Annotated in this window: 19 protein-coding genes; 6 read left to right on the top strand and 13 right to left on the bottom strand. The window is 56.9% G+C overall.

All coding sequences use genetic code 11. The features are described from left to right. Window positions 1–11 precede the first annotated feature (11 nt). Complete coding sequence (locus EBB79_RS03330; RefSeq protein ID WP_127747576.1) at window positions 12–1,070, top strand: TRAP transporter substrate-binding protein; 1,059 nt, start codon at window positions 12–14, stop codon at window positions 1,068–1,070. An 85-nt stretch (window positions 1,071–1,155) separates the two neighbouring features. Here the strand turns inward: EBB79_RS03330 and EBB79_RS03335 are convergent, their stop codons facing one another. Further along, window positions 1,156–1,626 (bottom strand): tetratricopeptide repeat protein, encoded by a 471-nt coding sequence (locus EBB79_RS03335; RefSeq protein WP_127747577.1) that lies wholly within the window; start codon window positions 1,624–1,626, stop codon window positions 1,156–1,158. A gap of 96 nt (window positions 1,627–1,722) precedes the next feature. Here EBB79_RS03335 and EBB79_RS03340 point away from each other — a divergent pair, with 96 nt between their 5' ends. After that, window positions 1,723–2,949 carry a cytochrome-c peroxidase gene (locus tag EBB79_RS03340; protein ID WP_338045788.1) on the top strand — a complete coding sequence of 409 codons (1,227 nt, stop codon included), beginning with the start codon at window positions 1,723–1,725 and terminating at the stop codon, window positions 2,947–2,949. Between the two features lie 265 nt (window positions 2,950–3,214). Here the strand turns inward: EBB79_RS03340 and EBB79_RS03345 are convergent, their stop codons facing one another. The 3 genes from EBB79_RS03345 to EBB79_RS03355 all read right to left on the bottom strand — a co-directional run bounded on the left by EBB79_RS03345 (window position 3,215) and on the right by EBB79_RS03355 (window position 8,067). Beyond that, on the bottom strand, window positions 3,215–6,364 hold the full coding sequence (locus tag EBB79_RS03345; protein WP_127747578.1) for an efflux RND transporter permease subunit: 3,150 nt from the start codon (window positions 6,362–6,364) through the stop codon (window positions 3,215–3,217). A gap of 8 nt (window positions 6,365–6,372) precedes the next feature. Beyond that, window positions 6,373–7,500: an efflux RND transporter periplasmic adaptor subunit gene (locus tag EBB79_RS03350; protein ID WP_127747579.1), complete on the bottom strand. Its 1,128-nt coding sequence runs from the start codon at window positions 7,498–7,500 to the stop codon at window positions 6,373–6,375. A gap of 90 nt (window positions 7,501–7,590) precedes the next feature. After that, window positions 7,591–8,067 (bottom strand): MarR family winged helix-turn-helix transcriptional regulator, encoded by a 477-nt coding sequence (locus EBB79_RS03355; RefSeq protein ID WP_127747580.1) that lies wholly within the window; start codon window positions 8,065–8,067, stop codon window positions 7,591–7,593. A 235-nt stretch (window positions 8,068–8,302) separates the two neighbouring features. On the opposite strand from EBB79_RS03355, the gene EBB79_RS03360 reads away from it, so the two are divergent. Then, the gene (locus EBB79_RS03360; RefSeq protein ID WP_177627766.1) at window positions 8,303–9,517 is read left to right on the top strand and encodes an MFS transporter; all 1,215 of its coding nucleotides are present in this window, start codon (window positions 8,303–8,305) and stop codon (window positions 9,515–9,517) included. A gap of 138 nt (window positions 9,518–9,655) precedes the next feature. Then, a complete protein-coding gene (locus tag EBB79_RS03365; protein WP_127747581.1) occupies window positions 9,656–10,672 on the top strand; it encodes a GlxA family transcriptional regulator in 1,017 nt (338 codons plus the stop codon). On the opposite strand, the gene EBB79_RS03370 is transcribed toward EBB79_RS03365, so the two are convergent. The 5 genes from EBB79_RS03370 to EBB79_RS03390 are packed head-to-tail and all read right to left on the bottom strand — an operon-like array spanning window position 10,669 to window position 14,475. Further along, window positions 10,669–11,598 carry a 3-hydroxyacyl-CoA dehydrogenase NAD-binding domain-containing protein gene (locus EBB79_RS03370; protein WP_127747582.1) on the bottom strand — a complete coding sequence of 310 codons (930 nt, stop codon included), beginning with the start codon at window positions 11,596–11,598 and terminating at the stop codon, window positions 10,669–10,671. The genes EBB79_RS03365 and EBB79_RS03370 overlap by 4 nt on opposite strands. Then, complete coding sequence (locus EBB79_RS03375; protein WP_127747583.1) at window positions 11,598–12,335, bottom strand: SDR family NAD(P)-dependent oxidoreductase; 738 nt, start codon at window positions 12,333–12,335, stop codon at window positions 11,598–11,600. The genes EBB79_RS03370 and EBB79_RS03375 overlap by 1 nt, the downstream gene beginning before the upstream one ends. 13 nt (window positions 12,336–12,348) lie before the next feature. After that, a complete protein-coding gene (locus tag EBB79_RS25555; protein WP_420850359.1) occupies window positions 12,349–12,549 on the bottom strand; it encodes a hypothetical protein in 201 nt (66 codons plus the stop codon). Then, window positions 12,549–13,343, bottom strand: coding sequence for an SDR family NAD(P)-dependent oxidoreductase (locus EBB79_RS03385; protein WP_127747584.1), 795 nt, complete (start codon window positions 13,341–13,343; stop codon window positions 12,549–12,551). Before EBB79_RS03385 ends, EBB79_RS25555 begins: the two co-directional genes overlap by 1 nt. Next, on the bottom strand, window positions 13,333–14,475 hold the full coding sequence (locus EBB79_RS03390; RefSeq protein WP_238704985.1) for an aromatic ring-hydroxylating oxygenase subunit alpha: 1,143 nt from the start codon (window positions 14,473–14,475) through the stop codon (window positions 13,333–13,335). The genes EBB79_RS03385 and EBB79_RS03390 overlap by 11 nt, the downstream gene beginning before the upstream one ends. 317 nt (window positions 14,476–14,792) lie before the next feature. On the opposite strand from EBB79_RS03390, the gene EBB79_RS03395 reads away from it, so the two are divergent. Further along, window positions 14,793–15,650, top strand: a complete 858-nt coding sequence (locus EBB79_RS03395) for an alpha/beta fold hydrolase (RefSeq protein ID WP_127747586.1) — start codon at window positions 14,793–14,795, stop codon at window positions 15,648–15,650. 155 nt (window positions 15,651–15,805) lie between these two features. Next, window positions 15,806–16,399 carry a TetR/AcrR family transcriptional regulator gene (locus tag EBB79_RS03400; protein WP_127747587.1) on the top strand — a complete coding sequence of 198 codons (594 nt, stop codon included), beginning with the start codon at window positions 15,806–15,808 and terminating at the stop codon, window positions 16,397–16,399. A 52-nt stretch (window positions 16,400–16,451) separates the two neighbouring features. On the opposite strand, the gene EBB79_RS03405 is transcribed toward EBB79_RS03400, so the two are convergent. The 4 genes from EBB79_RS03405 to EBB79_RS03420 all read right to left on the bottom strand — a co-directional run bounded on the left by EBB79_RS03405 (window position 16,452) and on the right by EBB79_RS03420 (window position 21,653). After that, entirely contained in the window at window positions 16,452–17,483 is a 1,032-nt protein-coding gene (locus tag EBB79_RS03405; RefSeq protein WP_127747588.1) for a histone deacetylase family protein, read from the bottom strand. Beyond that, window positions 17,480–19,534 (bottom strand): ABC transporter permease, encoded by a 2,055-nt coding sequence (locus tag EBB79_RS03410; RefSeq protein WP_164860738.1) that lies wholly within the window; start codon window positions 19,532–19,534, stop codon window positions 17,480–17,482. The genes EBB79_RS03405 and EBB79_RS03410 overlap by 4 nt, the downstream gene beginning before the upstream one ends. 43 nt (window positions 19,535–19,577) lie before the next feature. Continuing rightward, a complete protein-coding gene (locus EBB79_RS03415; protein ID WP_127747590.1) occupies window positions 19,578–20,657 on the bottom strand; it encodes a quaternary amine ABC transporter ATP-binding protein in 1,080 nt (359 codons plus the stop codon). 69 nt (window positions 20,658–20,726) lie between these two features. Further along, window positions 20,727–21,653 (bottom strand): ABC transporter substrate-binding protein, encoded by a 927-nt coding sequence (locus EBB79_RS03420; protein ID WP_164860739.1) that lies wholly within the window; start codon window positions 21,651–21,653, stop codon window positions 20,727–20,729. Window positions 21,654–21,674 lie beyond the last annotated feature (21 nt).

Below are 21,674 nucleotides of genomic sequence, written 5' to 3' on the forward strand. Positions count from 1 at the left end.
AGGAACCACCTATGCTTAAGACGACCCTCAAGACGCTGACTGTAGCGGCCATGTTGGCTGGCTCCGCGATCAGTGCTTCGGCTGCGGATTACACAATCCGCGCAACGGCCAACTCCAATGAAAACGACGAGGACTATGATGGTCTTGTTGTGTTCAAAAACTACGTCGAGGCGGCGTCAAACGGTGCCATCGAAGTGGAACTGTTTATCGGCACACAGCTGTGTTCAAACGGCGCCGAATGCCTGCAGGGTGTGGCTGACGGATCGATCGATGTCTATATCTCCACTTCGGGTGGCGCTTCGGGCATTTTCCCATATGTGCAAGTTCTGGACCTGCCCTACCTGATGGCCGATGACAGGATTGCCGAGCATGTGCTGTCGGGTGATTTCACCCGCAAAATGCGCGCCATGGCACTGGCAGATTCCGATGATATGATCCGTCTGATGACCATCGGGAACACCGGCGGCTGGCGCAATTTTGCCAACACCAAACGCCGTGTTGCAGAGCCTGCGGATATGGAAGGGCTAAAGATCCGGACCGTGGTGGCTGACCTGCCGCAGGAATTGGTCAAAGCACTGGGCGCTTCGCCAACACCGATCCCATGGCCCGAGCTTTTCACATCGTTCCAGACCGGTGTTGTTGAAGGGTCGAAAAACGGTATCACCGACATTATGGGCATGAAGTTCCCCGATGCTGGTCTTCAATATGTGACCCTGGACGGCCATGCCTACATGGGCGCGTTGTGGTGGATGTCGAACCAGAAATTCCAAGCGATGCCAGAAGATATGCGTCGGGTTGTTGTGGATGGGTTTAATGCACTGCAGCAGGCAACGTTTGCCTCGCCCAAGCGCAAATCGATCCAGGCCTATGCAGATTTTGTCGCCGGTGGTGGTGATCTATACGTGCCAACACCAGAGCAAAAGGCGGCCTTCAAGGCCTCTGCTGCCCCGGTTTATGACTGGTTCAAGGGCAATGTAGCAAATGGCGAAGAAATCTTTACCGCACTGACCGATGCCGTTGCTGCGGCCGAAGCAGACGTTAATGCTGCGCGCGCGGCTGATCTGAAATGATCACTCGGCCAGGGAGGGCGACCCTTCCCTGGCCCCTGAACAATTGTGTTGCAGGCAGGAATAGCTTGCTTGCGATGCAAACCGTTTAGCGGAACGGATACATCCAAACCTTGTAATCATTGACCAGGATATGAGACTTATCAATTTCTTCCTTAGTCATCTTCTTGACCACCTCCTCCAGCGAGATAGCTGCATCCGGGTCACCGCCAATGGCGCTGAGCGTGTACCACATATAGGCCCGGACCAAGTCCGGTGCGGGCATGCCGCGGCCAACTTCGTAGTACCAGCCGACCCCGGATTGCGCCCCCGGATGTCCTTTCATGGCGCTGCGCAGATACCAGTCAAAGGCGCGTTGATCGTCGCGGGTGACACCCAAACCCATGGCATACATTACCCCAATCAGCTCTTCGGCGTCGGCGTTGCCAGATCGGGCCGCGGGCCACAATTCGGTATATGCGGCTTGAAACTGACCGGCCTCCATCAAGTCGCGCGCTTTTTCAATTTCCGCAAAGGCGGGCGAAACGATCAGGAACAGGGCCATCAAAGAGTAGCGCATTTATGGGGTCTCCGGTCTGTTGTTGCGGGCTTGATCCTGACAGCAGGGACAGCCCAGGGAGGCGAGTTTCCCGCGCCATTGACGGCGGCGGATTTTTTGAGTTTCAACCGTGATCAGGCTGCGCTCGGTCAGTTGTTATTCTACGATAAAATACTGTCGGGGAACAGAAATATCAGCTGTTCGACCTGCCATCACCCTGACTTGGGCACTGGCGATGGGTTGTCGCTTGGCATTGGTGAGGGCGGCACCGGGCTTGGGCCGGAGCGGACAGCGGGACGTGGTGAAAACCGCATTCGAAAACGAATCCCCCGGAACGCGCCAGGGCTGTGGAACCTGGGCGCGCGCGACATCGATACTTTGTTCCATGACGGGCGACTGAGCCGATCTGATAGTTATGGCAACGGCTTCAACTCACCAGCCGAAGAGTGGTTGCCCAAGGGGTTCAATTCTATTCTTGCGGCCCAGGCGGTGTTTCCATTGGTGGCCCAATTTGAAATGGCCGGGAACCCAAGGGAAAATGAAGTTGCAGGTGCATTGCACGACCGGATCGATACGGCTTGGCCGATCTTGGCCAAACGGGTGCGGGTTATTCCTGAGTATGGAGATCGATTTGTTGCGGCCTTTGATCACATCACCGCAGCGAAGCAGGTTACCATTGTGGAGATTGCCAATGCATTGGCGGCCTTTATGGCTGTTGAATGGCAAAGCATCGACAGCCCGTTTGATCAGTTTTTAGCTGGTGATACATCGGCGCTTACCGAGACGCAGATCGCTGGTGCTGACATCTTTTACGGCAAGGGCAAGTGTGCGTCGTGTCATTCCGGCCGCCTGCTGAGCGACCAAAGCTTTCATGCGCTGGGCCTGCCGCCGTTTGGACCCGGTCGCACGCGGCGGTTTGATCCAATGGCGCGCGACGTCGGCCGTATGGCGGAAAGTGATGCCCTGGAAGATGCTTACAAGTTTCGCACACCGATGTTGCGCAACGTGGCGCTGACGGCACCATATGGTCACAATGGCGCCTACCCGGATCTTGAAGGTATGATACGGCATCACCTGGACCCCCGCGCAGCAATGGTGAAATGGCGTCCGGCGATGGCAGCACTGCCGCTGGCTCCTTGGTTTAGCGATATTGATTTTGTTGTCTGGCAGGATCAGCGCGAAATGCATCGTCAGCAACAGGCCTTGGATATCGACAGTGTTTGGTTGAGCGATGATGACATTCGCAGGCTTGTAGACTTCCTCGGCAGCCTGACCGGTAGCAGTGTTTCCGCGCCGCCATTTGGGGAGCCGACAGCGGTGCCAAGCGGTCTGCCATTGGATTAGGATTACGTCGGTTTGTCAGTATGTTGGACGATCAGATTGCGATCTGTATCGGGTAAGGCGCAAGTGCAATGGCCTATCTGGGCAGGGTGGTGGTGCGAGGTGCCACGGCTGAGAACTGCGGGCCGGGATGCGGGGGTGAATCCGGAGCGATGGGTACTCCTGGCGGTGGACCCATCTCAGCCAGGTTGAGGCATGGGGTTGGACGAGAGTACACCAACCCCATGAATATTCGGTGCGTGTTGGTGACGTCAAAACAACATACGTTTCATTCCGCTGCTTGCAGTGCTGGAAACTCGTGCAAAGCCGGTGTGTTGACCAACACCTTGGCCTTTTTAGGCTTCGGCAAAAGCAGGGCAAACATGGCCGGGGTGAAGTAGAATGAGACGACCATCGACAGCCAGACGCCACCCGCGATGGCCATTGCAAACGGCGGCCAGAAGCTCCCTTCGGCAAGGATAAGAGGGATAAATCCGCCGACAGTCGTCAGGGTGGTGGACAGGATATGGCGCGCGGAGCGGGTGACCACGGCCCGGATGGCGTTGGGGTCCCCAGTCATCGCTCCCTTGTCCTCCTGCAGGCCGGTCAGGATAACGATGCAAGCATTGACCGACACGCCGATGGAGCCAATGGTTCCGATCAGGGCCTGAATGCCAAACGGGTATTTGAAGACGGCCAGTGACAACAGGCTCAGGCCCATCGAGAGCACGGCAACAATAAGCGTCACGGCGGTTAGTCGATAAGACCCATATGTCAGGAAAATCGTGATGAAGGTCAGAATGCCCACAAGACCACCCGACTTGGCCAGATTTCCGGCCGTTTCAGCCCGCGCGTCCGCATCGCCGCCAAGTTCCAGACGATAGCCTGCCGGCAAAGAGAATTGAGCGTCCTGTAACAGCGATTGCACCTTGGTCAGGGCTTCTTGAGGCAGAACCCCCAGAGTGACAAACCCTTGAACGGTGTTAACCCGTTCGCCATTGCGCCGGGCAATGGGGCTGTCAGAGGGCACAAGTTCGAGGTCGCCAAGGGCAGAGAGAGGCAGAGCGGGAAAGTGATAACCCGTTGCGTTATTAGAATTATTTGGCGGTATAATCAGCATCGAGCTGATGTCTGCGATCGAGTCCCGGCTTGTCTGGTGCAGGCGAATGCGCACCTTTAGTTCCTCGGTCGCCTCAACCAGTGAGCCGCCAATTACTCCCGACAGGTTTGCATCCATCTGCTGGGCCACGGCATTCAGGGTCAGCCCGGCCAAGCGGACCTTTTCCTCGTCAAGGTTGAAGACCAGTTTGGGATCGGCACCAATTAAATTTGCCCGGGTATGGGTGATCTCGGGAACCTCTGTCATCACGTGCCGGATGGCCGTGCCATAATCGCGAAGGGTTTCAAGGTCAGGGCCAACCAACCTGAGTTCGACAGGCGCATCAACCGGCGGGCCCTGAACCAGGCCGCGCACCAGAATTTGGGCTTCGGGAAACAACCGATCAAGGGTTTGTTGCAGGTGCGGAATAAGCTGCGCTGTGGCCTCGGCAGAGGTGGTTGTAATCAACGCTTCGGCGAAACTGGCCACGCCGTCCTGATCCATTTTCAAGTTGTAATAGAAAGACGGCGCGCTTTCGCCAACCACCCAGTAGACTCTCTTTATGTCGCTGTTTTGTCGAAGGTTTTGATCGATACGCTCTGCGAGGTTTTCAGTGGCGGCAAAGGATGTATCACCCGGCAGTTTGACCTGAATATAGAGTTGGTCGCGATCTACGCCCGGAAAGAACTGCGCGGTCAGTGTCGGGAAGGACACAAAGCCCATGACGGGCAGCACCAAGGCACCCAATATGGCCAGACCTTTGTTGTTCAAGGACCAACGGATCGAGCCGTCAAAGGTTCTGGCAAGCCAGGGCAGGGAAATGCCTGTCTGCCAAAAATGCGCCGCGCCGGGTTTTTCGACCTTAAGAAGGTGGCCTGCGATGGCGGGTGCGACGGTCATGGCCAGACCAAAGGACACCGCAAGCATGATGATCACGCTAAGGGCGATAGAGCCAATAAAGTCGCCTGGAGGTCCGGGCAGCAGGGCCATGGGCAGATAGGCCAGGATCGTGGTGATTGTTGAGGCCAGCAATGGAATCATGAGCCGCTGCACGGAGTCGGCCACCGCGTTGACCGCCGTCATGCCAGCTTCTATCCGGCGTTTTATCTCATCTGACATGACGATGGCCGCGTCGACAAGAAGGCCAAGCGCGACGATCAGGCCAGAGACGGACATTTGCTGAATCTGCAATCCCAGCGCGTTCATGATTGTGGCTGACATAATCGTTGCCAGCGGAATAATCGTGGCGACAACCAGCGCAGAACGCCAGCCAAGCGAGACGAAGAGCACCAGAATGACCAGTCCAACCCCAAGGGCCATGTTCAGGGCAAGACCTTCAAAACGTTTGTAGGTATATTGGCTTTGGTCGAATAAAAGCTGATGAGAGATCCCGTCCGGGAGAGAGTTTTCAAACTCGGCCAGAACCTGTTGGACAGCGTTTGACCAGGTGTCGACTTGCTGGCCGCTTTCAATTTGAACCGCGACCAGAACCGCTTGATCTCCGTTGGCAAACGCGCGTTCGCGTGGCGGGTCTGCGACCACCCGTTCGACTGTTGCGATGTCCCCCAGCCGCACCGTCGCTGCGTTGGCATCGGTGTTGATCGGGATATCCCTAACCCGTTGAAGGCTCTCAATTTCACCGGAGATCTCAAGCAAGAGATTAAAGGCATCGCCGTATAGTTTGCCAGCACGGACCTTTGCATCCGCCGCCTGGATAAGCTGCGCGAGGGTGCCGACCCGAATGCCCAAGGAGGCCAACCGTTCCGGCATGATGGTGACCCGGATTTCTTCGCTTTGGTCGCCAAACAGCCTGACCAGTTTGGTGTTGGGCACACTGCGCAGACGGTCCCGCAATATTTCAGCATATCGGCGTTGAATGCCGGGGTTTACGAGGTGTCCGTTGTTCATGGTGATCGCACTGATTGCGGTGAAGGCGCCAAACCGGTCAGTGTCTATGATCGGTTCAGGTATGCCTGCGGGGAACTGAGAATGGGACTCGGCGACGGCATCGCGGATTTCAGACCAGACCTGTTCGATCTGATCTTTTGGCAGATAGATTGAGAGTTTGACCGATACCACCGATACACCAACCTTCGACGTTGAGTTGATTTCATCAATTTCAGGAATTTCCCGCAGCTTTTGTTCAATTTTTTCGGTCACCAGGGCCTCGACCCGGGACGGATTGGCCCCGGGGTAGGGGGTTACGATTGTTGCGAAAATGCCGGTGATCGTCGGGTCTTCCTGGCGTCCGATATTGGTAATGGCTGACAGGGCCAGCGCCACGATGACCGAGAGGACAAGGAACAAAAGACGGGGATTGCGATAAAGAAGCGTGTTCATGTCTGACCTCATTCGGTTTCAGCAAGGGAGACAGTTTGGCCCGGGATCACCCGATTTCGGCCAGACGTGATGATGCGCTGACCATCGGTTAGGGTGCCGCGGACAAAGGCTTGCTGGCCGTTGGTGTGTATGATCTCTACCGCTTCCTGACCGACCTGATACTGGCCGTCTGTATCGGTCGGCTTGAGGGTAAGTGTGGTCCAGGTTCCTTTGTAGCCCTCGGACAGGGCAGAGATCTGCAGCCAGGCGCCGGTTTCCGGGATGTCGCGGGCCAATCGGAAGCGGATGGTATTGCCAAATTGTACGTTTTTTCTGGCCTCTAGATCCACGAGAACGGATACCGATCTGGTCTGCGTGGACATGTCCAGGCGAATTGCAGAGATGCGTCCGGCCAGCGAGCTGCCGTCGGCAGAGAGGTCTATTTGTTGGCCAATGTGCAGTGCTTTTGCGGCCTCGGGGGCAATGCCTATCCTTGCCCGAGGGGCGCTGGTTTCCAGGATTTCAAGGACCGGAGTGCCGCCCTGAACAACCGTACCAACATCCACATGCCTGCGCCCGACAATGCCCGAGAACGGAGCCCGCAGAAGCGATTTTTCCAGATCCAGTTCGATGCGGTGAACAGAGGCGAGCAGCGCAATCCTCTGGCCGTCAAACGCCTTGGTCTTGAGCCTGGCTTCGTCGGCGCGTTGATCAGAAACATGGCCTTTGACCTGCAAATTGATCTGGCGCTGCTCGGTCAGCCGGGCAAGTTCCACCTGGGCGGTCACGTGCTGTAACTGTCCGTGCAGGCGGTCAAGCTCGGTCTGCAAAATCTGAATGTCCAAACGGGCTATGATCGCCCCTTTTTCGACGTGCTGGCCTTCATCCGTGAAAATGTCAGTGATCAGGCCGCCATGCTCAAAGGATGTATCCGCGCGCTGGGCTGGCTCCAGGCGACCTACAAAGTGCTCGAAGACCTGATAGTGATCAATGATTTGGATCCGGGCGCTGGTTACCGGAATAGCGGCTGCCCCGGTTATATCCTGGGTGCGGCCTTCGGCTGCCCGCTGGTGGATCACAGTGGTGCCAAGTACCAGCGTGCCTATAAAAAACAGTGCTAGGAGGCTCCGGCGTGCCAGTGGAAGGATGCGTTTCATGCTTCAAGGCCTTTCGTAGGGGTAAACTTGCGATTTAAAGTGCATATGCACCTAATTGTTCGAACATCCATCTTCAGAGTTGAGGCGGACTTAGGGGGCGAGTGTATCCAGCACGGATCTGACCTCTGTCCAATCGGCATCGCCGATCTTTTCAAGAGAAGAGATTTGCGCCGCTTCCCAAAGCGGGTGCGCTTGCCGCAACAGGTCTTTACCATTTTCGGACAGTTTCAAGTCCCTGACCCGGCGGTCGGACTTGTTTGGGATTGAACTGACCAGGTTTCGACGCTCCAACGGGGCTAAGTCTTTTGTCAGCGTGGTTCGATCCATGCCAATTTCATCCGCAAGTGTGCTGAGCTTTACCGGCTTGTTGCGGGACAACGCTGCCAGAATAGTAAACTGCCCGGCCGTCAGATTGACCGGCTTCAGTGCCGCTGCATAGCGCTGGGTGACTTTGCGGGTCACGCGTCGCAGCACCTGACAAATGCAGGCGCGTTCAACCGTCGCCGCGTCGAGGATAGGGTCATCGGGCATCTTGTATACTCGGGTCGATTTCACTGGCTGGAACATTTACGGTCATATGCACCTATATTGTTGTCCGGGCCGAAATGTCAAGGTTTCCCGTCCAGAGGACCAGTTCTTTGTGTTTGGCGGTGGCACAGGAACGACGGCATAACGCAGTCAGCTTTAAAACTGCGGCGCGATTAAGAACCTTTGCTGTCGGTTTTACGGCTTGGCCGGAATTGAGGCAAGTAATTGGGCCCAAACGCCTTTCTTTTTGGCGCAATACACGCGACAGAGGATCATGGCGATTCTTGCTTTTCTACGTGAAAATATACGCTGGCTTAGCGCCGGGGTGCTGCTGACATTTCTCAGCAGTTTTGGACAGACCTATTTCATCTCGCTTTTCGCCGGTGAAATTCGCGAGGTCTTTCAAATTTCACATGGTCAATGGGGCGGAATATATGCTGTCGGAACCACAGCATCGGCCATTGCCATGGTTTGGGCCGGGGGGCTGACGGACCGGTTTCGAGCGCGCAGCATTGGCGCAATCATCCTGGGTCTGCTGGCCGGCGCTTGCCTTTTCATGGCTTTAAACCCGGTGTGGTGGTTGTTGCCGCTGGTCATTTTTTGTCTGCGTTTTACCGGCCAGGGTATGACCAGCCATGTTGCCTTGGTCGCCATGTCACGGTGGTTCATCGCGTCCCGGGGTAAGGCCCTGTCTGTGGCTACGCTTGGCTTTGCTGTGGGACAGGCTGTGCTGCCGCTGATTTTTGTGGCTCTTATGGCAGTCTATGACTGGCGCCTGCTTTGGGGAAGTGCCGCAGTGCTGGTGGTGTGCGGCGTTCCCATATTGCGAACGCTTCTGCGGACAGAGCGCACACCGCATTCAATGGCACAGTCTAACCAATCACTGGGCATGCTGGCCCAGCACTGGACCCGCAATCAAACGTTTCGTCATCCGCTTTTCTGGTTCATGGTGCCCGCGCTTCTGGGGCCGTCAGCATTTGGAACCGCGTTTTTCTTTCACCAAGTTCATTTCGCGGACGTTAAGCAGTTGCCTCATGTGGAGTTGGTGTCGATGTTTCCTTTTTTCATCCTGGTCGGCACTGTCGCGATGGTCCTGTCGGGCTGGGCGTTGGACAAGATTGGCACATCCCGGCTGATCCCTTGGTACCAACTGCCCCTGGTGGTGGCTTTTGTCATTTTTGCATTTGCCGATACCTATTCGGATATGTTGCTTGGTTTCTTCTTCCTGGCACTGACAACTGGGGCCAACTCGACCTTACCTAATGCCTTTTGGGCAGAGTTCTTCGGGACGCGACATCTGGGCTCGATCAAGGCGATGGCGGCGGCTGTCATGGTGTTGGGCTCGGCTATTGGGCCAGGCATCACCGGGTTGGGCATCGACCTTGGGGTTGGCATTGAGACACAGTTTCTTTGGGTTGCCGGCTATTTCGTATGTGCCACATTCATGATGGTGATCGGTGTGGCACGGTATCGGTCGGCCTTGGGTTAAGTCCGGGACAACAAGGCAGTTTCTGCGGGCAACCAAAGGTGAGATGTGATCGGCAACTGGGGGGACGCCTGTGTTTCACTGGCATGCCGCAGGGTTTCTGAAGTTTACATATTTGGCCAAAAATGTACTTGTGCGGCCATGAACGCATCTGACACTGATATCTTTGACCTGCTTATTCTGGTCACGCCACATTTTAATCTGGCCGCCACCACGGCCTTTCTCGATCCGTTTCGGGTGGCCAATTACCTGACGGGAACATCACGGTTCCGATGGCAGTTGGTGTCGTCCACCGGCGCCGAGACACCGACAAATTCTGGGCTGTCCGTTTCCACCGGCTCTATCGCCAATGCCCTGAGCACCAAGCCAAAATTGGTTGTCGTGTCGTCAAGCTGGGTGCCGGAAATCCACCATACGGTGGAGGTGACCAAAGCCCTGGTTCACTGGTCACGCGGCGGCGCGAAAATGGCGGCTTTGGATACAGGTACGTTCATTCTTGCCAGGGCGGGGTTGCTAAAGAACAGACGTGCGACGGTGCATTATGAACATATCGACGCTCTGATTGAGCTGTTTCCGGAGGTGACGGTCACCGAGGATCTCTTTGTGGCGGATGGCAACAGATTGACCTGTTGCGGGGGGCTGGCTGCGGTTGATCTGGCCCTGCATATCTTGCGGGACCTTGGTGGAGAAAGTCTGGCGAATGCCACCGCCCGGTACCTGTTTCACCACCATGTGCGCGGGCCTGAGGCATCGCAGAACCCAAGCAATCTGGAACCTTTTGGGCAAGTGACGCCCAGCGTTGTGCGCCGCGCTATCGATCTGATGGAGGCCAATTTAGAGACCCCGCCTTCGATCCCTGATATTTGTGCGCAATTGAACGTCTCGCAGCGGCATCTGGGCCGATTGTTCAAACAATACGTCCGCAAGACCCCGGTGCTGTACTTTCGCGATATCAGGTTGGACCGCGCCCGGGGGCTGGTGACCCAGACAGAAATGAAGCTGAGTGAGGTTGCGGTGGCGTCGGGGTTTGCCAGTCAGGTTCATTTCAGCCGTGCCTACCGGGCCCGGTTTGGGTTGCCGCCAAAACAGGACCGGATTGACGGTCGGGTCCCGTTTGAGTTCCGGGCCTGGCCGATGCACAGCCCCAAGGTGATCTAACGCAGCTTGGCGGTTGCCACTTGCATGGCGGCCAGCATCGCATCACGTTTCGCGGATAGATCTGCAGGGGACACGCCGCCGGCCTCTTGTGTCACACCGGCAACCAGTTGGTCTGCCAGCGCAGGGGTCAGGTGAAGCGCGCCCAGGTCATCCCACCAGCGATTGAAGCTGTCGGAATAGCGTTCGCAGAATTCGCCTAAGCCGCCATCGCCGGCGCCCAGGTGGAACAGCATCGTCGGCCCCATGGCGGCCCATCGCAGCCCCGGACCCGCCCACATGGCGGTATCGACATCCTCGACCGAGGCGACCCCGGTTGAGATTAAATGAATGGCCTCGCGCCACACAGCCGCCTGCAGGCGGTTGGCGACATGGCCGGGGACCTCGCGGTTGACGCGAATGGTGACCTTGCCCACGGCCCGATAGAAGTCTTCGGCGCTGGACACGACGCCCTCGGTTGTGTGGCTGTTGCCCATAACCTCGACCAGAGGGATCAGATGCGGCGGATTGAACGGGTGTCCCAGGACCAGGCGGCTTGGATCGGCCCAGCCCGCCTGCATTTCAGATAAGGTCAGACCCGAGGCCGAGGAAGCTATAATAGCGTCGCAGGCCAGGGCGTCTTCAATTTCAGCATAAAGGGCGTGTTTGATGGGCAGCTGCTCGGGGACGCTTTCCTGAATGAAACTGGCGCCGTCAACGGCGTCTTTTGCCGAGGCATGAAAGCTGATTGCGTCCGGGTTGCCGTGGTCAGTCAGCCCCAGTTGCGCCAGAATGGGCCATGACTGTTCCACATAGTCGCGTACCATTTTTTCGGCCTTGGGCGAGGGGTCAAAGACGGCGACACTGCGCCCCGAGGCCAGAAATAATGCCGACCAGCTTGCGCCGATCACTCCGGCGCCAAGGGTGGCTGTATGTGCGAAAGTACTCATCAGAATAGTCCTGGATTAAGCGGCGAAGCGGCGGTCATGCCGCCGTCGATTGTAAACAGCTGCCCGGTTGCAAATGCGGCATCATCCGATGCCAGCCAGACGGCCATGGAGGCAATGTCGGCAGGTTTGCCAAAGCGGCGGGTTGCGTGCCGGGCAAGTGCATCTGCGCGCGCCTGGTCCGGATCACTGGCCAGATCAAACCCCGCATCCAGCATTCCGGTTTCGATCCAGCCGGGGCAGATCGCATTGCAGCGTATGGTGGGGCCATGGTCGACGGCAATCGAGCGGGTGAGCCCATGAACAAAGGCCTTGGATGCATTGTACAGCGCCATCGACGGATCAGCGACAGTGCCGGAAATCGACCCGATATTGATGATCGATCCCCCGGTCGCCATCTGTGGAATTAGGCTGCGACAGACATTGAACACACCACGGGCGTTGACGCCCATCACCAGATCCCAGTCCGCATCGGTGCTGTCTACAACCGTCTTTTCGACCTGCACACCGGCGTTGTTCACCACGATGTCCAACACTCCCAAGGACTGCGCCGCCGCCGCGACAGTCGCCGCATCGGACACATCCAGCGACAGCCACTCGGCGTTCAGGCCATCAGGTTTGGGCCCGCGCCCACAGGTCATGACCTCTGCCCCTTCGGAGGCAAAGGCATCGACGATACCACGGCCAATTCCCTGACGCCCGCCGGTGATAAACGCCCGTTTTCCTGCCAATCGTTGCATGGTGCCGCCTCCGCTAGAATCCAACCTGATCACCGCCCTTGAGCGCCAGTCGCTGTCGGGCCTCTGCAGGCGTAGCGACACTCAGCCCAAGGTTTTCAATGGCCCCGCGAATTCGACGCATCTGTGGGCGCCCGGCGGCCAGCATTGGCACTGGCACTGATGGTGTGTGAATGCCGCCTGTTGGGGCGCAGGTGAGGATGGTGGATTTTGACATTATAGTTTCATCTGTTGCACTTGTGCGGACAGCCCCCCATCCAGAACCCAGAGTTGGCCGGATGCATAACGTGCTTCGTCGGATGCAAGCCAGTTCACCAGATTTGCGATATCTTCGGGTGTTCCGTAGGTCCGCATCGGGTGCACGTCTCGCACAGCTTTTTGCAGGGTTTCGATATTGCCACCACCGGCGCCTGATCCATCGCCCTCAAAGAAGCTTTGCAGCATGGGCGTGTCGATGTAGCCGGGGCAAATCGCATTGACCCGGATGCCTTCGGGACCGTGATCACAGGCCATCGCACGGGTCAGCGCATGGACTGCACCTTTGGTGGCGCAATAGGCTGCCAAACCGGGATCGGCGATAAAACCATCGTAAGAGCCAAAATTGATAAGGCTGGCCGTGACCCCTGATTTTACCGCTTCGCGCATCAGGGGCAGGGCGTATTTGGAGGTCAGGAAGGTGCCGGTTGCGTTGACCGCAAAGCTTTGGTTCCACTCAACCAGCGATGTCTCCTCCACGGTTTTTTCGATTTCAATACCGGCTGCATTGACCAGGATGTCCAGTTTGCCCTGTTCGGCCATCACGCGATCCATCGCGGCTATGGCGTCCGGCTCGCGCGTGACATCCAGCTTGACGAAGATACTGCCATCATCGTCATGATCTGCCAGTGATCCCTGCGGGGTCAGATCTGCGGCATAGACTGTCGCACCTTCCGTCAGGAACCGGCTGACAATCGCCCGCCCGATGCCACCTCGGCCACCTGTCACCAAGGCGATTTTACCTTCAAGTCTCATCACGGTCTCCGTTCTGTGGGGTCTTGGTATAGGCATCCAGCACCAATCCGTGGAAGTGGTGTACGGCGTGTTCTGATTTTCCCGATCCTTCGGGGTCATTGACAATGCGGCCCTGGGTGAAGGCAGGCGTGTTCATGCCGCGCTGCACGCTTTCGACCAGCCCAATATCCTCCACCTGCAAAACCTCATCCAGATAGCGGATCGCGTCCAGTTCGGTTGCGTCGGGTTCAGGGGTTTCAAGGTAGAAATCGTAGGTTTCCAAGGTGCGGTCCGGACCGATGGGGATGATATTCAGCACGATCATGCTGGACCGTCCCGGATATCGCATCAGGCAGGTGGTCGGCCACAGCCACCAAACCGCATGGGTTTTCACGGTTGCATTCGACACGTCATAGGCGCTGTTGGGACCGTTGCCCGCATCCGCCATATGGCTTGAGTAAATACCGTAGGTGGTCACCTTGTAGGTATCCATATCGACCAGATCACAAAAGTCCTTATGGGCGGTCGGGCAATGATAACACTCAAGAAAGTTATCAACGACGTTCTTCCAGTTCGACTTGATCTCGTAGGTTAGCCGGTGGCCAAACGTCAGTTGATCAACGTCCGGGGCCCAGTGGCGGATCTCTGTTTCCAATTGACCGGACAGCGATGACAGCGAGGCGGCGAGGGGGTCGAGGTTGACAAAGACGAAGCCGCAGAACTCCTCAACCCTGATCTGGTCCAGGCAAATGTCGCCGGTGTCAAAGTCTTTCAGGTTTTCGGTGTGAGGGGCGCGGGCCAATTGACCGTCGAGCTTGTAGACCCAGGCGTGATAGGGGCACATGATCCGGGTGGTATTGCCCTCGCCCGAGAGCAGTTCGTGGGCGCGGTGTTTGCAGACGTTGTAGAAGGCCCGCAGCGTGCCATCCCGGTCGCGCACAACGGCAATAGGTTGCCCCGCAATTTCAACCGTGACGTAAGATCCGGGTTCCCTCGTTTTTTCAACATGGCACACCCATTGCCAGGTTTTGCCAAGGATCTGTTTCAGGTCCGCATCGAACCATTTGTCTTGGGTATAGGCATCGGATCTCAGGGATTTGGATTGAGATGGATCCGGATCATAGCCCAGGGCAATGTTTGATAGATCGGACACAAGGCGGTCTCCCCATTGATGTGCAAAGTGATAGTCTGCCGTTGCCCTGAATTCTCTCTTACCATTTTTGGCCTCGTTCATCACATTAGTGGCCATGGATCGGCGATTGTGTCTGAGTTTCCCACGAGAACCGTGCACAGGTGATTTTGATCACCCTTTGTGGCTGGCCCATTCAGGTTTCCCAAATCTTGTGATGCGTGGAAAATAATTTTTCATCACAGGGCTTGATTTTAAACATGATGGTCCTCATGTTTGGTGGCTTGCGGACCTCGCGGGTCACAGCTGCAAAACGGACACTAGGAAGAGAGACACCTACGATGACAAATAACACTGCATATGCCACCACCCCAACCCAAAAACTGGCCGTTGCTGGCGAGACATTTGCTTATCGTGAAATCGGGCCCAGTGACGGTACGCCGATTGTTATGCTGCACCATTTTACTGCCGTCATTGACGACTGGGATCCCGCGGTTCTGGATGGGCTTGCCACGCAATACCGTATTCTGGCGTTTGACAACCGGGGCGTCGGTGGGTCCACAGGTACAGTCCCTGCCAGTATTGACGACATGGCCAAAGACGCCGTTGCCTTCATCCAAGCGCTTGGTTTAACCAAGGTCCACTTGCTTGGGTTTTCAATGGGTGGGTTTGTCGCCCAGGCCATCACGTTGGCGCATCCTGAACTGGTTGAAAAGCTTCTCCTTACTGGAACAGGACCATCTGGCCTTGGTGGTGACATGAATGGCTTGGTGCCACTCGTGCAAAACAGCATGGCCCGCGCCGAAAAAGAGAACAAGCATCCTAAGCATTTTCTCTTCTTCGCTGAAACAGTGACAAGCCAGTCTGCTGGTACTGATTTTATCGCGCGTCTGGACACGCGGACACCGGATGACCGGGTTCCAGCCATTAGTGAAGAGGGCATGGGGGCTCATGTTGGCGCAATCACGGCTTGGGCCGCGACTGACGATGCACGGACAGCGGAAATTCAGAACACTACATTCATTGCCAACGGTGACAATGATGTAATGATCCCAACGAAATATGCGTTCCGGCTTCACGAGTTGATCCCGAATTCCCATCTCAGCATCTATCCAGACGCCGGTCACGGGGGGATCTTCCAGTATCACGAATTGTTTGTCGCGCAAGCGCTGGAATTCCTGGAGGGAACTCCCGCCTAAAGAGGTTTCCGTCTACCCTTGTGGCGCGCATAGATCTCCTGCGCGCCACTTTTAGAACAGCTCAGAACATTTTCTTGATCTATCATTCCCTTGGATTGCCAATCTTGATTTCTGGGGTAAGGATGGCGGCCGGAATAACTCGATGAGGTCCCGATATGCGATATCCTGCCGCCGAAACGGCGGAGAAACATGCACGAATACTCGATGAAGCCGCAAAGTTGTTTCGCAAGAACGGATTTTCTGGTGCGGGCGTTTCGGAGATCATGAAAGCTGCCGGGCTTACCCACGGGGGTTTTTATTCACATTTCGCCTCCAAAACCGATCTTTCAAGCGAGGTTCTGGGACATGTCATGGAAAAAACGCTGAAACATTCCGTCGATGGAATTCCGGCATCAGAGACCCCAAGTCAGGCCAAACAAACGTTTATCACAGACTATCTTAGCGCCGGGCACTGTGACTCGCCCGAAACGGGATGCGCAATGCCGACCTTGGCGACCGAGGTTGGCCGTAATCCGGCGCTGCGTCCGATGTTTTCCAAGCATTTGAAACGTCTTATCAGCCGGGTGACATCTCGGTTTGGTTGGAAAGCGGGGATTGATCAGGAACAGCAGGCAATTGCCCTTTTGTCTTCGATTGTCGGAGCCTTGGTTCTGGCACGAGCTGTCGAGGACAAGGCCCTCTCGGACAAAATTTTGCAGTCAGTCCGTGACGTCTTGACTGAAGACACCTCTTCTACCAGAGGCGCTTAGGACAGGGGAGTGGAGGCATTTCCTATTGTTGGAGCGCTTCGTTTTGGTCAGCTCAAATTTTCGAGTATCCGGAAATGACGTTTGCAACGTTGGTGCCAAGTGCCTCCATTGCATAGCCGCCCTCCATCACGAAATGGGTCGGCAGGCCCGCTTGGGCAATGGCCTGTCCGATGGCGACAAAGTCCGGGCTTTGCAGTTCAAAGCCTCCGACGGGGTCGCCCGCAAAACTGTCGACGCCTAAGGACACCACCAGGACATCCGGTGCATAGCTGTGTATCCGGGCCAGAGCGATGGCCAGCGCCGGCCCCCAGACGCCGTAGTCTGTACCCCGTGGCATGGGTAGGTTCACATTGTAACCTCTGCCGGGGCCTTTCCCAACCTCGCGCGCATAGCCCATCAGGAAGGGATATTCGTCTTCTGGTCGGCAATGCAGCGATGCAAACAACACATCAGAGCGGTCATAAAAAATGGACTGGGTTCCGTTGCCGTGGTGATAGTCGATGTCCAGAATGGCCACCCGTTTTGCGCCCGTGTTCAAATGGGCCTGGGCGGCGATGGCGGCGTTGTTAAGATAGCAATACCCGCCGGCCATGTCCCGTGATGCGTGATGCCCCGGCGGGCGGCAGAGCGAAAACACCGATCTTTCACCCTGGTGAATCAGATCAACCCCGGTCAGCGCCACATCTTTGGCTGACCGTATCGCCTGCCAGGTGCCCTGAACAAAGGGAACACAGACATCAAAGGTGTAACAGCTTAGCATTGAATGCACGGATGGGTTGGGCTGCTGATCCATTCCGCGCATGCCAAAGGTATAGGCGGTGGCAAAGCCTCCGGGGCCAAATTCGGCCTCCCACAGGGGGTAGCACCGCTCAAGGAAGCTGACAAATGCCGGGTCATGTACCTGATGCGCAACCTCTAGCCCGTGGGCGTTTGGGGCAACCGCGTCTGAAAACCCAGCCTCGGCAAGGGCCGTCATGATCATGTCCATCCGCTCGGGGCTTTCAGACATGGGGATCATCTGATCATAGCGCATTTCTTTGGCGCCAGCGTGATCGCGGTGGTCGTTGGAATAGATGAGTTTCATTGTGGAGCGTCCGTCAGGTGGGATTGATGGTTGCGTTGCCAGGCCTGGCAAAACCGATCGGCGGTGATGGCAAGGATCGCCATGCCGATACCAGCGACAAAACCCTGGCCAAAGTTCCCGGCCGAAAGCCCGACATAGACCTCTTGGCCCAGGCCGGTGGTGCCGACCAATGCGGCAATAACCAGCATCGCAATGCCATACATGATTGATTGGTTCAGCCCCAGCATGATGTTGGGCAGGGCCAGTGGCATCTTGACCAGAAACAACATCTGGGCCCGGGTGGTGCCCAGACTCGAAGCGGCCTCGACCACGGTCCTGGACACGTGCCGCAGCCCGTGTTCGGTATAACGAAAGGCGGGCACATAGGCATAGGCGATGATCGCCAACAGGGCGCTGAACTCGCCGATTTTGAAGATCATCACGATGGGGATCAGGAGCACAAATGGCGGCATGGTTTGCATGGCGTCGTTGATTGGCCGCATGAACCGCGAGAACCATTTGTATTGCGCGGCGACTGTGCCCAGTGACGCGCCAATGACAAAGGACAGACTGACCGCAATCGCACAGAGATAGAGCGACAGCATTGCCTTGTCCCAACTGCCGGAAAGCAGCAAGAACAGCAGCCCCAGTGCGGTGCCGGTTGCCAGTTCCCTGCCGCCATGGCGATAGGCGAAATAGATCAGGATCGCCAAGATGGACATCCAAGGCATATCGGTTAGGCCGATAAATAAGATCAACCCGACCAACAGTATGGTGACGGTCAAACCGGGGCGGGTTTTGCGCCAAGCCGTCAGTGCAGCCATGGCAACAAGTGCTGCGTATCCCGCGATATGCCAGGTGGTCAGAGCAAACCCCCAGGTGTAGGGACTGACCGTCTTATCCAGCCCGATCTTAAGCGGCAGCATTGCAAAGAACAGGCAGGTGATCTTGATGGCGTCCACCACCGGCTTGAAAGTGATAACAAACCAGGTGCTTGCCTGGTTCAGCGGGGTGGCCAAATCAAGCTGCCATGCCGTGGGCCACTGACCCAAGGCCGGCATGATTGTGGCCAGCAGCAAAGACAGGGCGATGAGCGCCACCAGTGACAAGGGAAAGCCATAGCGTTGCAGCAGGGTCTTGCGGGCGAGGGAGCTGCCTTGCCGCTCGGCGATGCCAAACGTGATCCGGTCCAATATCATCGCCATCAGGGCAATCACGATCCCGGCCGTCAGGCTTTCGCCAAACTGTGCCTTGCGCATGGTTGACAGAACTTCCCAGCCGATGTCAGCCGTTCCGCCAATAATAGAGGCGATAATCACCATCGACAGCGAGGCCATGGTGGTTTGATTGATCCCGATCAGGATCTGTTTCAGGGCGGCGGGAAAGCGGACGAACCAGAACAATTGCGCAGGCGTTGCGCCGGACATCAGCCCGGCTTCGACGATATCCGACGGGACCCCGCGCAGCCCCAGAACAGTGTTGCGCACCATGGGGGGAAATGAAAACAGGATCGATGCCACCAGCCCGACAACCGGTCCAAATCCAAACAGCAGAAGGATCGGCAGAAGATAGGCAAAGGCCGGAATGGTTTGCGAGAGATCCAACAGCGGCATGAGCATCCGATTGGCCCGATCCGAAGCATAGCCCCAGACGCCCAACAGAAATCCAACCAGAACAGCCAGCGGCACCGAGATGAAAATCAGTGCAAAGGAATTCATCGCCTCGGACCACAGGCCGACACTCAGCACGTAGAGCAGGCTAAGCCCGGTGAACACGGCCAGTTTTACCCCGCCCGCGCGATATCCGATTGCGGCAAGTACAGCGATAAAGGCGCTCCATGGCAGGGAGTGCAGCAGCTCGCGCATCCAGCGCATGGGATAACTGAGCACAGCCGTGACACCCTTGAAGAACGGCGCGAAATTTTGAACGATCCACTCCATGGTTATGTTCAGATAACCAGCAATCGGCAGTTGCAGGGTTTTCGGGAAACGCGCGATCCAGTCGACCTGTCCCATTAGAAACACGCAGAGCAATGAAAAGGTGATGACCGTCGGCCAACCCAGGTGCAGCATGGGATTTTGATCCCTGACGGCAGTTTTGGTCTTTCGGGCCATGTTAGGCACTAACGCTGGGTTGGGGCGCGTCCAAAGCGGCGAGTGTTTTGATCAGCGAGACCGGTGTGACAACGCCCAGCGGCTGGCCATCCGCCCCGTCGACCACGACGCCGGATGGGTTATGGGACAGCTCTGAAATCAGGGCCTCTACCACCAGGTCCCCAGAGACATGCACCATGGCGCTGGTGTCCCCTTCGGCGGGCACGACGCAGGCCTTGGCGCGCAGAACACGGATGCGGGGCACCTCGGAGGTGAACTGGGCGACATAGTCATCCACAGGATTGAGGATCAGATCCTCAGGCGTGCCGATCTGCACCACCTTGCCGTCGCGCATGATTGCCATGCGGTCTGCAATGCGCAGGGCCTCGAGAAAATCATGGGTGATGAACACGATGGATTTGTGCAGGACCTGCTGGATGCGCAGAAATTCGTCCTGCATCTGGCGTCGGATCAAGGGGTCAAGCGCCGAAAACGGCTCATCCAGAAACCATACATCCGGTTCCACAGCCAAGGAGCGGGCAATGCCAACCCGTTGTTGCTGACCACCGGACAACTGGCCAGGGAAGGCATCTTCGCGGCCCGTCAGGTCGACCAGATTGATGACACGCTCGGCGCGCTCTCGCTGTTCGGCCTGCGACAGCCCCTGAAGCCTAAGCGGAAAGGCCACGTTCTCTAAGACTGTCAGATGGGGGAGTAATCCGAAATTCTGGAACACCATTCCCATCTTGTGACGGCGAATGTCGATCAGTTCCTTGTCGCTTTTGTCCAGCAGGTTTTCGCCGTCCAAAAGCACTTGGCCATAGCTGGCATCGACCAGTCGTGACAGGCAGCGAACGACCGTGGACTTGCCGGAACCCGACAGGCCCATGATCACGAAAATCTCGCCGACATGCACATCAAAACTGACATCAATCGCGGCCGGGATATGGGCCTCGGAACGCATCCGCTTTGCCAGATTTTCGGTGTCGATCTGATACCCGGCCGCGTCAAAATAGTACTCCGGGTTGGCACCGTAGACTTTCCATAGATTGCGGCAGGATAGTTTGACCGCGCGTGGGCTATCTGTTGTGTCTTGTTCCAAAACGGTCCTTCCCGATCCCTGATGGGCAAACGTCCGGCGGCGACCGCCGGACGTGTTAGTTGTACTGGTTTAGTTGATCCAGCTGGTCCATTTGGCTTCGTTGGCGGTGATCCAGTCCTGAACCACCTCTTCCAGTGGGCGGCCACCCTGATCGACCTCCAGGATCATGGCGTTCTGCTCGGCATTGGTCAGGGTGAACTGCTCAATGAACTTGGCAGCCTTCGGCCAGTTTTCCGGCAGTGACTTGGACACGATCTTGTTGACCGAGGCCTGAGCAAATCCGCAGGCGGTGTCGCGCTGCTGGTCTTCTTCGACACATTCGCCCTGTGCCGGGTTCCACTCGACCCAGTTCATATCAACTTCGGCGAACACCCAGTGCGGCTGCCAGAACATCATCAAAATCGGTTCTTTCGAGGCCAGCGCGCTTTTCAACTCGGCGACCATGGCGCCCTCGGATCCGCCGGGGACCGGATTGAAGGGCAGACCGGTGCCTTCGACCACGGATTTAGAGCGCGTGCCCCAATCCGCGGGGTAGGTGATCAGGCGACCATTGGGAAAGGATTCAGCATTGGCGAATGCCTGAGCGCAATCGTAAAGCGCCTGATAGCTGGGCAAGCCGGGGCATTGCTCGGCCATGTAGTCGGGATAGATCCAGCCTTCGCGCGGTTCCAGCCCCAGTTGCCCCATGTCGACAATCGCACCCGATGTCAGGCCGTTGGTGTAGGCATCTGTGATTGAATTGTCCCAGACTTCGGGGTTGAAATGCAGCTCGCCCTGCTCCAGCGCGGTGAACTGTGGCAAGCCACCGGCGGTGACCATTTCCACGCTGTAGCCCATTTTCTTTAGCAGCTCTGCGGCGATGTTTGCAGACAGGTGCTGGCCGGTCCATTCGTTGACCGCAATCTTGATCGGGTCTTGTGACTCGGCTTGCGCCATCGGCGCGGTCACGGTTGCAACCGAAATGGCAAGGGCCGCTACGGCAGTGTTAAGGTTCATCTTCATCATTTCCTCCCTGAG

This window comes from Parasedimentitalea marina (assembly GCF_004006175.1).
GTDB classification, from domain to species: Bacteria; Pseudomonadota; Alphaproteobacteria; order Rhodobacterales; family Rhodobacteraceae; genus Parasedimentitalea; species Parasedimentitalea marina.